The sequence below is a fragment of the Luteibacter sp. SG786 genome (genome assembly GCF_011759605.1).
In the GTDB taxonomy this organism is placed as follows: Bacteria; Pseudomonadota; Gammaproteobacteria; order Xanthomonadales; family Rhodanobacteraceae; genus Luteibacter.
The window spans coordinates 683,064-695,561 of record NZ_JAAOYX010000003.1; the positions used below are offsets into that span (position 1 = coordinate 683,064).

Annotated in this window: 11 protein-coding genes; 1 reads left to right on the plus strand and 10 read right to left on the minus strand. The window is 63.5% G+C overall.

Annotation, left to right across the window (positions count from 1 at the left end):
* Position 1 precedes the first annotated feature (1 nt).
* Positions 2–2,473 carry an acyl-CoA dehydrogenase gene (locus FHS47_RS18995; protein WP_167031968.1) on the plus strand — a complete coding sequence of 824 codons (2,472 nt, stop codon included), beginning with the start codon at positions 2–4 and terminating at the stop codon, positions 2,471–2,473.
* A 416-nt stretch (positions 2,474–2,889) separates the two neighbouring features.
* Here FHS47_RS18995 and FHS47_RS19000 read toward each other — a convergent pair whose 3' ends face one another.
* The 10 genes from FHS47_RS19000 to lptB all read right to left on the minus strand — a co-directional run bounded on the left by FHS47_RS19000 (position 2,890) and on the right by lptB (position 12,494).
* Positions 2,890–3,975, minus strand: a complete 1,086-nt coding sequence (locus FHS47_RS19000) for a DUF4062 domain-containing protein (protein WP_167031971.1) — start codon at positions 3,973–3,975, stop codon at positions 2,890–2,892.
* Positions 3,976–4,045: 70 nt separating this feature from the next.
* Positions 4,046–4,411 carry a hypothetical protein gene (locus FHS47_RS19005; RefSeq protein WP_167031974.1) on the minus strand — a complete coding sequence of 122 codons (366 nt, stop codon included), beginning with the start codon at positions 4,409–4,411 and terminating at the stop codon, positions 4,046–4,048.
* Positions 4,412–5,302: 891 nt separating this feature from the next.
* Positions 5,303–7,051: a phosphoenolpyruvate--protein phosphotransferase gene (gene ptsP / locus FHS47_RS19010; RefSeq protein ID WP_167031977.1), complete on the minus strand. Its 1,749-nt coding sequence runs from the start codon at positions 7,049–7,051 to the stop codon at positions 5,303–5,305.
* A 33-nt stretch (positions 7,052–7,084) separates the two neighbouring features.
* A complete protein-coding gene (locus tag FHS47_RS19015; protein WP_167031980.1) occupies positions 7,085–7,354 on the minus strand; it encodes an HPr family phosphocarrier protein in 270 nt (89 codons plus the stop codon).
* The gene (locus tag FHS47_RS19020) at positions 7,347–7,739 is read right to left on the minus strand and encodes a PTS fructose IIA subunit family protein (RefSeq protein WP_167031983.1); all 393 of its coding nucleotides are present in this window, start codon (positions 7,737–7,739) and stop codon (positions 7,347–7,349) included. Before FHS47_RS19020 ends, FHS47_RS19015 begins: the two co-directional genes overlap by 8 nt.
* Before the next feature lie 42 nt (positions 7,740–7,781).
* Positions 7,782–8,663: an RNase adapter RapZ gene (rapZ, locus tag FHS47_RS19025; RefSeq protein ID WP_167031986.1), complete on the minus strand. Its 882-nt coding sequence runs from the start codon at positions 8,661–8,663 to the stop codon at positions 7,782–7,784.
* A 22-nt stretch (positions 8,664–8,685) separates the two neighbouring features.
* Entirely contained in the window at positions 8,686–9,636 is a 951-nt protein-coding gene (gene hprK / locus FHS47_RS19030) for an HPr(Ser) kinase/phosphatase (RefSeq protein ID WP_167031989.1), read from the minus strand.
* Positions 9,637–9,732: 96 nt separating this feature from the next.
* A complete protein-coding gene (gene raiA, locus FHS47_RS19035; protein WP_167031991.1) occupies positions 9,733–10,080 on the minus strand; it encodes a ribosome-associated translation inhibitor RaiA in 348 nt (115 codons plus the stop codon).
* 118 nt (positions 10,081–10,198) lie between these two features.
* A complete protein-coding gene (locus FHS47_RS19040) occupies positions 10,199–11,686 on the minus strand; it encodes an RNA polymerase factor sigma-54 (protein WP_167031994.1) in 1,488 nt (495 codons plus the stop codon).
* 88 nt (positions 11,687–11,774) lie between these two features.
* Positions 11,775–12,494 carry an LPS export ABC transporter ATP-binding protein gene (gene lptB, locus FHS47_RS19045; protein ID WP_167031997.1) on the minus strand — a complete coding sequence of 240 codons (720 nt, stop codon included), beginning with the start codon at positions 12,492–12,494 and terminating at the stop codon, positions 11,775–11,777.
* Positions 12,495–12,498: the final 4 nt, after the last annotated feature.

Here is a 12,498-nt window from a genome sequence, read left to right on the forward strand (position 1 = left end):
GATGTCTGCGATCCTGGTTGTACTGGCGGCGCTCATCGCCTCCGGTGCCTGTGCCTACCACCGCACGTCCCTGAAGACGTGGGCCGTCGCGACGGCGGCGACGATCCTCGTCGTCGGTCTCCTTGCCGGCGCGCCGGTGACCACCGTCGTGCTGCTCGTTCTGCTCGGCCTGGTGGCCGTACCGCTGCTGATGGTGGACTTCCGCCGCAAGAAGATCAGCGCCCCGTTGCTCTCGATGTTCGCGAAGGTCACGCCGAAGCTGTCCGACACCGAACAGACCGCGCTGGAAGCGGGCACCGTCGGCTTCGAAGGCCAGCTTTTCTCGGGCAAGCCCGATTGGTCGCAGCTGCTTCGTCAGCCGAAGCCGGAGCTCTCGATCGAGGAACAGGCCTTCCTCGACGGCCCCGTCGAAGAACTCTGCGGCATGATCGACGACTGGCAGATCACGCACGAGCTGGCCGACCTGCCGCCGAACGTCTGGGAGTTCATCAAGAAGAACAAGTTCTTCGGCATGATCATTCCGAAGAGCTACGGCGGCCTCGGCTTCTCGGCGCTGGCGCATTCGGCGGTGCTGCAGAAGCTCTCCAGCATGTCGCAGACGCTGGCCTCCACCGTCGCCGTGCCGAACTCGCTTGGCCCAGGCGAGTTGCTGATGCACTACGGCAGCGAGGAACAGAAGAACCATTACCTGCCGCGGCTCGCCGACGGCCGCGAGATCCCGTGTTTCGCGTTGACGGGTCCCTATGCCGGCTCCGACGCCACGTCGATCCCGGATTTCGGCATCGTCACCAAGGGTATGTGGAACGGCGAGGAAACCGTCGGCATCCGCCTCACCTTCGACAAGCGTTACATCACCCTGGCGCCGGTGGCGACCATCGTCGGCCTCGCCTTCCGCATGTACGACCCGGACAAGTTGCTGGGCGACAAGGAAGACCTCGGCATCACGCTGGCGCTGCTGCCGCGCGAAACCCCGGGGATGGAAATCGGCCGCCGACACTTCCCGCTGAACACGCCGTTCCAGAATGGTCCCGTCCACGCCAAGGACATGTTCGTTCCCCTCTCCGTGTTGATCGGCGGCCCGCACATGGCCGGGCAGGGCTGGCGCATGCTGGTCGAATGCCTCTCCGTGGGCCGCGCCATCTCGCTGCCGTCGAACGCCACGGGCGCGTCGCGCATGGCGGTGGCTGCCACCGGTGCGTATGCACGCATGCGCAAGCAGTTCGGCCTCGCGATCGGCCGCTTCGAGGGCGTGGAAGAAGCGCTGGCCCGTATCGGCGGCCTCACCTATGCCACGCAGGCGCTGTCCCGGGCGACGGCCGCGGCGGTCGACCGCGGCGAGAAGCCCGCGGTTCCGTCGGCGATCGCGAAGTACCACGCCACCGAGTGGTGCCGCCAGATCGCGTCCGACGCCATGGATATCCACGGCGGCAAGGGCGTGATCCTCGGCCCGAAGAACTACATGGGCCGTGGCTGGCAGAGCGTGCCTATCGCCATCACGGTGGAGGGCGCGAACATCATGACGCGCAGCCTCATGATCTTCGGCCAGGGCGCGATCCGTTGCCATCCTTATGTCCTGAAGGAAATGCAGGCACTGAACATCGCGGATTACCGCGAGCGCCTGAAGACCTTCGACGACGCGCTGTTCGGTCACATCGGTTTCGGCTTCTCCAATGCGGTGCGCAGCTTCGTGCTGGGCATCACCGCGTCGAAGATCGGCGACACGGCGGGCGATGCGTACACCCGTCGCTACTACCGCAAGCTCAATCGCTACTCTGCCGCGCTGGCGCTTTGCGCCGACGTGTCGATGGGTGTGCTCGGCGGCAAGCTGAAGTTCAAGGAGAAACTGTCGGCCCGCCTCGGCGATACGTTGTCGTATCTCTACATCGCCAGCGCCATGCTGAAGCGTTATGAAGATACCGGCCGTCCGGAAGCGGATCGTCCGTTGCTGGCCTGGGCGTTCCACGAATGCGTGTGGAAGATGCAGATGGCGCTGGACGGCGTCATCCGCAACTTCCCGGTGCGTCCGGTGGCCTGGCTGCTGCGCGCCCTGGTCTTCCCGTTCGGCCGCCGCGAGGTTCCGCCGTCGGATCGCCTCGGCCGCCGCGTCGCCGCACTCATCACGGCACCGAGCGAGGCCCGCGACCGCCTCACCTCGTGGACCTACCTCACGCCGACGGCGAACAACACCGTGGGCCGCATGAATCAGATCCTGCCCGACGTGATCGCGGCGGAGCCGGTGGAGCGCAAGTTCCTCAAGGCGTTCAAGGGTGGCCAGCTGCGCTCGCACACGTACAACGAGCAGCTGGCGGAAGCCGAGAAGCTCGGTGCCATCACGGCCGCCGAGCGCGAGCTCCTGCAGCGCGTACGCGACGGCGTGGCCGAGTTCATCTCGGTGGACGATTTCGACAGCGAGGAGCTGCGTGCGAACGTCGTGCGCAACGCCGAGACGATGAAGTCGATTCGCGCGGCGTAATCAGCGGGGAAGTGAGAGAAAGGGCCGCGAGCAATCGCGGCCCTTTTTTTAGGTTCTTCGCGGAAGTCCGCGGATGCATGCTGCATGCAAAGGTTCATTCGCCAGGCGAATACATGTGCCCAGCGGCTGGCGCCGCCGTCGGTTCTGACGGTGAGGCCAGAGCCTTCGGTGTCCACCCTCGCTGCTCAGACATCGGAAAGGAGGGGCCGCTGGCGCGGCCCGTGTATCTATGTGCGGATTCCGGTAACGGTGACCATCGCGGTGATACTGATCAAGGTACCGAGTTGCGGGACTCGATCATGTTCTGCGCGCCGCCGTCATCAACAGTGAGAGGTCATCGCCGAAATCGGCCAGCAGTGGGCGTTCAATGCCTGAGTTAATCCGCGCCGCGAAGCGGCGTCGGCTTGAACAACTCGTTATGTCTTTCTCGTTTTACGCGTGGTGCGCTTCTTTGGCTCTGGCGATTCATTTGGGGGTATTGAACTCTCTCTGCGCCTTTTCTCTAGCTGAGAGCCCCGGTGCGCTATTCTGTGAGCTTCGAACTCGTTTGGGTCGAATGGGGGCAATCCAATGAAATCACGTGCTTCATTTGTTTCTTGGAACGCTCGAAGCGAGGCGTGGCAACCTTCTGAATGTCCCGGCAACAGTGACCTGACGAACGCTGGGTAGGTCTCAGATTCTTGAAGGGCTTTCCTGATTCGGGAAATTGCGAGGTCATGACTTCGATGCAGATGACGAACATATCCAATACTTAAAAATTCAGCGTCTCTCTTGGCTTCCTTTAGCCTCTCGTTCTCTTGGCGAATTATTTTGTCAGCTTCAACTTTTTGCTTTGAAACCTGACCAACTACCTCTTCAAGATATCTCTTAAGTGTTTCAGCTGTTTCCGAAAGCTCTTCAACCTTAAGGTCGATATCTTGGATTTGCTGTGAAGTTGTCAGGCGGTGGATAAGCTCGCGAAAAAAACCAGCCCATTGATCGCGCAGCCAGTCTTCTATCTCCGAGTAGCGGGTGAATAGCTTTATCGGGTTGTTCTGCTTTCTCTGTCGGATTTCCTCGATAAGCCCGAAAACGTTGACGGAGTCAACGTGAGCGTAATTTATTATCTGGTTGTCCTTGTTTCTTAAGTAAGTTTGATATTCCGCATCGACCGCCGCATCAATCGCGATGTACGTTGGAATTCCACGCTCCAATGCGCTTTCGTATTCATGCTTTGTGATTGATTCGTATCGATCGAAGAAGGCCTTTGTCTTAGAGCCGTCGCCTGAGGTGGCGCTGCTCTCTGAGCCGTATCGACCTCCGATGATCAAGACAAAGACATCACAGCTCTTAGCTTCTCTGTAGCAGGACTCGTCGAGTGGCGCATCCGGGATGTACGCAATACTGTCCTTCTCAGAGAGAACTGCGTCGTAACCCAAACTCTCGATGAAGTTCTCGATTGATGACCGCAAATGCTTCAAGTCGTAGTACGTGGATGAGACAAAAACTCTTGGACGTGCCATGTGATCCCCCTGGAAAATATGACTCTGGAATCAAACCTACCCGCGAGGCGCGTTCGGCTTGAATGAATTGTTAGGTTACAACGTTAACCTTCCGTACAATCGCCGGAACAATGACGGACACCAGCTCAAATGCAAGATAGCAGGCGACAAAGACGGCAAGGAAGAGCCAGCCGCCGGCACAATTAGCGCCACGATGCATCTCGGTAAGGCAACGAAATGCTCTAGCAATCTGAGGACTGCCAATAGCTGTAAAAGCAATGGCCGCAGCACCCACCAGGATGAGAGAAGTCTTGCCGAGGACGGACGAGCGCCAGAGAAATGCGTCACGCCACAATGCGAGCAAGGCCTGGAGAGGCAGCAGTGAAAGGCCGAACAGCCCGAGGAACCGTAACGCATAGATGGGTGAAGCAAATTGCAGATACGACCAATCTGTCATCGTAAATCCAACTGCTTAATATCCGGATCCCTGGCCCGGCTATACGAATTATCCACAGCGCACCGTATGGTGCTATCCCCTTGACACAGCTGGATCTTAGGGCTGCTGAGTCCGGCTAGCAAGCCGGCGTATAACGAGATGCAGTGCAGATATCAGTGACCACCGCAAGCTTGCTCAGGTAGAAGTTCAGATGTCCGCTTTGGGTCGGAAGCTGCCCCTTCGCGGATACGAGCCAGAGCGCGTGACAGTAGCTTGTCAGCCACCCTCGGTCAGCACCAGCGGAGTGCTCAGCGTTCGCCGGAATCGATGTTCAGCCTGACCGGAATGCGCAATCTATGTGGCCTACGGCGCTCTCTTGTGCGGAACTCGCCTCGAGGATGGACACCGAAGACTCTCCCCGTCTTTGAGGCGGCCTGTCCGGAGAGCCGGCACAGCCGAAGGCAACCGCTGCGGGCGGGATAGCATCGCCTCGCCCACTGCACGGTCAGCCAGTCGCGACTTCGGACGCTGCTTGTTGGGGCATCGTTTCACATACCAAGCATCGTTTGCGCAGGCATCACCATCGAATGCCGCTGCTCTCCCATCACGCTATCTCACCGCTCGGAAGGGTCCTTGGTGTCCACCCTCGAGGCGAGTTCCGCACAAGAGAGCGGCCGCAGGCCAATTAGTACATGAGCCGCGGCAGCGGCCTTCCTTTTCGAACGCGGAGGACCTGTCTGAGCAGCGAGGGTGGGCACCAAGGGCCCATGCGTCGACGCTCCGGTGCAAAGAGCTTCGGCGATTCCCGGTAAGCGAACGCCACGGGCAGTCTGTCAAGACCAGTCCATTCGAAGCCTGGGCTGCCCCGGAAATGCGTGAAGAACCATCTTTTTGTTTTCGGGAAGCGCTACGTCAGGAGCAGCCATCCTGCTTGGCCACGACGTCGAGCAACCGTGCTTCCACCTCGTCGCGCGTGTGTGCGCGGAACAGGCCTGGCGCCGCGCGGCGGAGGGCGCCGCAGTCGAGTGCGGTGAGTCGGTCGCGCACCTGGAGCAGCTGGCCGGGATGCATGCTGAATTCCTCCAGGCCCATGGCGAGGAGGAGGGCGGTGAACTGCGTGTCGCCGGCGATTTCGCCGCAGAGGCTTACCGGTTTCTTCGCGCGGCGGGCGCTGGCGATCACGTGTGCGATGAGGCGCAGGAATGCCGGTTGCAACGGGTCGTAGATACCGTCGAGGGCATCGTTGTTGCGGTCCGCGGCCAGCACGTACTGTGCGAGGTCGTTCGTGCCGATGGCGAGGAAGTCGGCCTTCGCGAGGATCGACGTGACGCCGATGGCCGCCGCGGGCACTTCGATCATGGCGCCGATGTCCAGGCGTTCCGGAAGCTCCTGGCCCTGCCGGGAAAGATCCTCGCGGGCCTTCTTGATGAGTGTGCGCACGGCGGTGAGTTCGCCTATGTGCGTGACCATCGGTACCAGGATGCGCACCGGGCCGTAGCAGGCAGCCCGCAAGATGGCGCGCAACTGCACGCTGAAGATGTCGGGATAGCGAAGCGACAGGCGGATGCCTCGCACGCCCAGTGCGGGATTGTCTTCACCGCGCAGCGCCAGCCCCGCTGCGTCCGCCTTGTCGGCACCAAGGTCCAGGGTACGGATGGTGACCGGCAGGCCGCCCATGCCCAGCACGACGTCGCGGTAGGCCGTGAACTGCTCGTCTTCGGAGGGCAGGCCGCGCTGGCGCAGGAACAGGAACTCGGAACGGTAGAGGCCGATGCCGTCGGCACCCCTCGACCGGGCGAGGGTGACGTCGCCGGCCAGTTCCGCGTTCGCATAAAGGCGCACGTGCGCGCCGTCGCGCGTAAGCGTCGGCGCCGTGGCGAGCGCGGCCAGCCGGCGGCCTTCAGCGGCAGCCTGACGCTGCCATTGCCGGTAGCGCGCGAGGTCCTGCGCCGTGGGATGCACGATGACTTCGCCGTGTTCCGCGTCGATCAGCACGAGGTCGTCGTCGTTGATCGTGGCAAGTGCGTCGCGCGTGCCCACGAGCATGGGAAGGTTGAAACTGCGCGCAAGAATGGCGCTGTGCGAGTAGATGCTGCCTGCGCTCGCGATGACGCCGAGCATGCCCTGGCCCGCCATGCCCGCCATGTCGGCCGGGGCGATGGTGTCGCTCACGACGATCTCACCCACGCGCGCGGCAAGCTTGCGCTCCTCGCGGCTGGACTGCTGGTTCAGCGCCGACATGACACGCCCGATGACCTGGTCGATGTCCTCGCCCCGGCTCTTCAGGTAGGGATCGTTCATGGCATCGAACACGGCGGCGAGGCGGTCGCGCTGCATCTTCAGCGCGGCGCTGGCCGTGTAGTGGCCCACGGCCACAAGATCGTCCAGGCCGCGCAGGAGTTCTTCGTCGTCGAGGAGGAGGCTGTGCGCGTCGATGAAGTCGCCCACTTCCCGGGCAAGGGCCCCGTGCAACTTGCCGCGCAGTTCGCGCAACTCGGTGCGTGCGGTGTCGATGGCCTTGTGCAGGCGCTCGATTTCCGGGCCGACCTCGGCGTCTTCGAGCATCCGCATGTCGACTGCGAGCAGGCTCGGCTGGACCAGACGGGCCCGTCCGAGGGCCATGCCTCTGGCAGCGGGTGTACCGGTCAGCACCAGTCTCATAGAGGCTCCATCCGCGGCAGGCGAATCGGCATGTCAGGCGCCTTCGTCGAACTTGCGGTCAAACAGGTCGACGACAGCGGCGACGGCCTGCTCGGCGTCCTCGCCTTCGGCGCGCACGGTGAGGGAGGTGCCCATGCCGGCAGCCAGCATCATGACGCCCATGATGCTCTGTGCATTGACCTCGCGTCCCTTGCTGACGAGCCAGACCGTCGACTTGAATCCCGCGACCAGCTGCACGAGCTTGGCCGATGCGCGTGCATGCAGGCCGAGCCGGTTCGATACCACGATGTCACGTTCAAGCATGGTCGATGAAGATCCCTCCGCGACCGCCGCTGGCCGCGATTTCGGCCAGTTCGGGAAGCGATTTTTCCGAATAGTTGAGCACGCGCAGCAGCATCGGCAGGTTGAGGCCGGACACGCAGCGCAGGTGCACGCCGAGTTCGCCCAGCGAGAGGCCGATATTGCAGGGCGTGGCGCCGTAGAGGTCGGCGAGCACCAGCACGCCGTCGCCGTGGTCGAGTTCGCGGGCGTGCCGCGCAGTGAGGTTGCGCATGACGTCTGGGTCTGCGCTGGGCGGCACCTCGACGGCGTCGACATCCAGCGGCAGCTTCGGCATCACGTGGCGCGCAGCGGAAATCAGCGCCTTGCCGACGGCCTCGTGGGTCATGAGGAGCACGCCGACGGTCATGGCCCGGTGTCTCGATGCGGCTGGTGGGATCCGTGGGTCATGTCACTCGAGTTCGCGATGGAAGGTAAGAACGTTGCCGCGCTCCGAGCGGAAATGCTGGGCCAGCTTCTCGACCAGGTAGACCGAGCGATGGCGTCCGCCGGTGCAGCCTATCGAGACGGTGACGTAGCTCCGGTCTTCGCCGTCGAATCGCGGGAGCCAGGTATCGAGCCACCGTGCGACGTCGTCATAGTACTCGCCCACGAGCGGGTTCGCGTCGAGGAACTCCCTCACCGGGAGGTCCTTGCCGGAGAATGGTCGCAGGCGGGGGTCCCAGTGCGGATTGGGAAGGCAGCGGGCGTCGAATACGAAGTCGGCGTCCGAGGGCAGGCCACGGCGGTAGGCGAACGATTCGAACAGCAGCGTGGTGCCGTCCGAGGCCGCGGCGTACCCGGTGGCGAAAAGGCGGCGCAACTGGTGCACGTTCAGGTCGCTGGAATCGATGACCTTTTCCGCGATGGAAACGAGGGGCCGCAGCAGCTTCCGTTCCTGCGCGATCGAATCGGCCAGCGACAGTTTCTCGGCCGCCAGCGGGTGGCGCCGGCGCGTTTCCGAGTAGCGCTTGATCAGCACGTCGTCACGGCTGTCGAGGAAGATGAGATGCACGTGCACGCCGGCCGTGGACAGCTCGGACAGCACATGCGGCATGCGCGCCAGGTCGATTCGGCGGTTGCGTACGTCCACGCCTACCGCGATGCGTCGGCGCGGACCGTGTTCGCCCTGGCTCACTGCGGCGACCAGCTGCGGGATGAGTTCCGCGGGCATGTTGTCCACGCAATAGAACTCGAGGTCTTCCAGCGCACGCAGGGCCACGGTCTTGCCGCCGCCGGACATGCCGGTGAGCACGACGAGATGGATGGCGTCGGGCTCGACGATGGGGCTCATGACTTCGTCGATCACTGGAAGGTCACCATGGAGAGAAGCGGCGCATCTGGTGCGCCTGGCGGTCGATGAAGGTCTGCGCGGGATCGATGCCCTTGCTCTTCAGCACATGGTTGCGCACGGCGGCCTCGACCAGCACGGCCAGGTTGCGGCCCGGCGCGACGGGAATGGTGATCTTGGGCACGTCCACGTCCAGCACGTTGCGCCGGCTGACATCGCCGGTGAGCCGGGTCATGGCGTCGCCTTCCTCGCCGATCTGCAGCGGCTTCAGGTGGACCACGAGGCGCAGGTACTTCGAAGGCTTCACCGCCGTGTGGCCGAACATCTCGCGGATGTTCAGCACGCCCAGGCCGCGCACTTCCAGCAGGTCCTGGAGGAGTTCCGGACAGGCGCCGTCGATGACGTCCGGAGCGATCAGCGTGAATTCGGTGGCGTCGTCGGCCACCAGCCGATGGCCGCGGCTGATGAGTTCGAGGGCGAGTTCGCTTTTGCCCGAGCCCGGCTCGCCGGTAATCAGCACGCCGATGGAAAAAACCTCGAGGAACACCCCGTGCAGCGTGACCTGGGGCGCCAGCGTGCGGGCCAGGTGGTATTGCAGGTAGGTGAGGAGCTCGTGGCCGCGCTTCGTGCTCTGCCACAGCGGGGTATCGGTTTCCTCGGCCACCTCGCGCAGGTCGGGCGGGATGGACTGATCCTTGGTGACGATCAGCGCGGCCGGCTGGTAGGCGGCAATCTTGTGGATGGCCTCCCAGCGCTGGCGCGAATCCAGGCCGTCGAGGTAGTTCAGCTCCTCGGTACCGATGATCTGCACCTTGTTGGGGTAGATCACGTTGAGGTAGCCGACGAGCGAGGGGCGCCGGCTTTGCTTTGCGTTGGGTTCGAGCACACGGGATTCCCCACGCATGCCCGCGGCCCAGCGCAAGGCCATGCGCTCGTGTACTCCGTCGAAGAGTTGTCTGGCGGTCAGCCGTTCCATGAACAGGCTCTTGGTCCCTTGGGAAGGAAAGGCCGGCACGCGGGGCGCGCCGGCCTGGGTCCTATTGTGCCATCAAGGGCGGCTGGACTGCCTGGGTCAGCCGGGGACGCGGGACTCCCGGACCTCACTGTTGTGGTGGTCCTTGAGTTTTTCCTTGTGCTTCTTGAGCTGGCCGGCCAGCTTCTCGATCATTTCGTCGATCGCGGAGTACATGGTGTCTTTCTTGTCGTCGTCTTCCAGCCGGGCGACGCCGTCCGCATGCAGCCGGGTACCGGCGCAGTGCAGGGTGCCGCCGGCCTTGTGCTCCGCCTTGTCGACGGAGAGCACGACGTCAAGGCCCTTGATGTTGTCGAAAAGGCGTTCGAAGCGACCAATCTGTTGTTCCACACGCTCGCGCAGGGCGGGAGTGATCTGGATGTGCTGGCCGCTGATCTGGATTTGCATGACGCCTCCTTCTTGCTGAGGGTGCCGCCCTGGGGCGGCGAGATCGGAGCGACGGAGCGTCGCTCCCTTGTCTTGAACCGTTCTGACCGCGTGCCTCCGGTGGGGTTCCTTCGCGTCGTCAGTTCGCGCGAACGCGTTCGCTGGAACTGGGGATACGCATCGCTTCGCGGTACTTGGCCACGGTACGTCGGGCCACCTGAATGCCGCGTCGATGCAGTTCTTCCGCCAGGGCTTGATCGGACAGGGGGCGGCGTGCGTCCTCCGACGTGATGAGCTTGCGAATCATGGCCTGGATGGCGGTGGCGGATGCGCTGCCGCCGTCTTCCGTGGCCACGCCGCTGGAGAAGAAGTGCTTGAGCTCGAAGGTGCCGCGGGGCGTGTGCATGTACTTGCGCGTGGTGACGCGCGAGATGGTGGACTCGTGCATGCCCACTTCCTCTGCCACTTCACGCAGAACCAACGGATGCATGGCCTCCGGGCCGTAGTCGAGGAAGGCACTCTGCCGCCGCACGATGACGTCGGCCACCTTCTGCAGGGTTTCCGCACGGGACTGCAGGCTTTTCAGCAGCCACCGGGCTTCCTGCAACTGGCCTTTCATCCAGGTGGCGTCTTCGCCGCGCGCGCGGGCGATCAGGTTGCAGTAGTGCTGGTTGAGCCCGAGCCGCGGCTGTGCGTCGGGGTTGAGGCTGACCTGCCAGCGGCCGTTCTCGCGGCGCGCGTAGACGTCGGGCGCCACATATTCCACGGGGGTGGCGTCGAGCGCCGCGCCCGGGCGCGGGTCGAGGCTGCGGATGAGCGCGGCGGCGGCCGTCACGTGTTCCTCCGCGGCTTTCAGGCGGCGCGCGATCTTCGCGATGTCGTTCCTGGCAAGCAGTTCGAGTTCTTCGTTCACAACGCGAATGGCGAGTTCGCGGTGCGGTGTGTCGAGGGAGAACTGGGAAAGCTGGCAGAACAGGCAGTCGCGGAGGTCGAGGCTGGCGACGCCGGTGGGATCGAAGCGTTGCACGCGCTGGCGCACCGCTTCGATCTCGTCCGGGCTGGCTGCCATTTCAGCCGGCAGGGCGGCATCCACGGCGGCGATGCCGTCGCGAAGGTAACCGTCTTCGTCGAGCGCGTGGATGATCGCCGTGGCGATGGCATGGTCACGCGGAGAGAACTGGGACAGGTTGAGCTGCCACTCCAGGTGCTGCTGGAGGCTTTCCGGGGCGGCGTTCTGCGGCTCGAAACCGTCCTCGTCCGTGCCCCCCGTGCGGGAAGCGCTGCCACCGTATTCGCTCGGGTCGCCCTGGAAACGGTCGTCCTCCCACTCGGGAGCCAGTTCCTCGGACGGGGCGGCGGTGGATTCGTCGTCTTCCTTGGAAGACTTGGCGGGAGATTCCTCGCGCGAAGGGAATTCGGGAGCCTCGAAACCGTTTTCTTCGGTTGCCTCGGTTTCGGCGTCCGATTCGGCATCTTCGGCGAACTCGAGCAGCGGGTTGCTTTCCGCGATCTGGCGGAGTTCGGCCTCGAGCTCAAGCTGCGACAGTTGCAACAGGCGAATGGCCTGCTGCAATTGCGGCGTCAGCGTGAGTTGCTGATGGAGGCGAAACTGGAGTCCGGGTTTCATGCCTTCGACGCTTGTGGTTCCCGAGCCATCCTACCCCCTGGGAGTGGCCCAGACCAGCGCCCGGTCGGCTATCCCGGCCGGCTGGAGGTCATATCCTGAATTCGCGACCCAGGTACACCTCGCGCACCTTTTCGTCCGCTAGGATGTGTTGCGGCGTGCCGCGTGAAAGCACCTCGCCGTCGTTCAGGATATAGGCGCGGTCGCAGATGCCCAGTGTCTCACGAACGTTATGGTCGGTGATGAGCACGCCGATGCCGCGTTCCTTCAGGTGGCGAACGATGCGCTGGATCTCGCCGACCGAAATCGGATCCACGCCGGCGAACGGTTCGTCCAGCAGCATGTAGCGCGGGCGGGCGGCCAGTGCGCGGGCAATTTCGACGCGGCGTCGCTCGCCGCCGGAAAGGCTGATGCCTTTCTGCTCGGCGATGTGCGCGATTTTCAGTTCGTCCAGCAGGCTTTCCAGTTCGTCTTCGCGCTGCTTCTGCGTCATGCCGTCGCGCAGTTCGAGCACCGCGAGGATGTTGTCGGACACGCTGAGCCGACGGAACACCGACGCTTCCTGGGGCAGGTAGCCGATGCCGAGCTTCGCGCGCGCATGCATGGGCAGGCCGGTGATGTCCTGCTGGTCGAGCTTGATCGACCCGGCGTCGGCCTGGATAAGTCCCACCACCATGTAGAAGCAGGTGGTCTTGCCGGCGCCGTTGGGGCCGAGCAGGCCGACCACTTCTCCCTCGCGGATGGAGAAGGCGAAATCGCGAACTACCTGGCGCGCGCGAAAGCGCTTTTGCAGGCCTTGGGCTGAAAGCATCGGG

What these genes read in the sequence shown, in the direction of transcription:
- ptsP (WP_167031977.1), bottom strand. Translation starts at nt 7,051, where the DNA reads ATGAGACTGGTGCTGACCGGTACACCCGCTGCCAGAGGCATGGCCCTC.
- rapZ (WP_167031986.1), bottom strand. Translation starts at nt 8,663, where the DNA reads ATGAGCCCCATCGTCGAGCCCGACGCCATCCATCTCGTCGTGCTCACC.
- lptB (WP_167031997.1), bottom strand. Translation starts at nt 12,494, where the DNA reads ATGCTTTCAGCCCAAGGCCTGCAAAAGCGCTTTCGCGCGCGCCAGGTA.
- FHS47_RS19020 (WP_167031983.1), bottom strand. Translation starts at nt 7,739, where the DNA reads ATGACCGTCGGCGTGCTCCTCATGACCCACGAGGCCGTCGGCAAGGCG.
- FHS47_RS19040 (WP_167031994.1), bottom strand. Translation starts at nt 11,686, where the DNA reads ATGAAACCCGGACTCCAGTTTCGCCTCCATCAGCAACTCACGCTGACG.
- raiA (WP_167031991.1), bottom strand. Translation starts at nt 10,080, where the DNA reads ATGCAAATCCAGATCAGCGGCCAGCACATCCAGATCACTCCCGCCCTG.
- FHS47_RS18995 (WP_167031968.1), top strand. Translation starts at nt 2, where the DNA reads ATGTCTGCGATCCTGGTTGTACTGGCGGCGCTCATCGCCTCCGGTGCC.
- FHS47_RS19000 (WP_167031971.1), bottom strand. Translation starts at nt 3,975, where the DNA reads ATGGCACGTCCAAGAGTTTTTGTCTCATCCACGTACTACGACTTGAAG.
- hprK (WP_167031989.1), bottom strand. Translation starts at nt 9,636, where the DNA reads ATGGAACGGCTGACCGCCAGACAACTCTTCGACGGAGTACACGAGCGC.
- FHS47_RS19005 (WP_167031974.1), bottom strand. Translation starts at nt 4,411, where the DNA reads ATGACAGATTGGTCGTATCTGCAATTTGCTTCACCCATCTATGCGTTA.
- FHS47_RS19015 (WP_167031980.1), bottom strand. Translation starts at nt 7,354, where the DNA reads ATGCTTGAACGTGACATCGTGGTATCGAACCGGCTCGGCCTGCATGCA.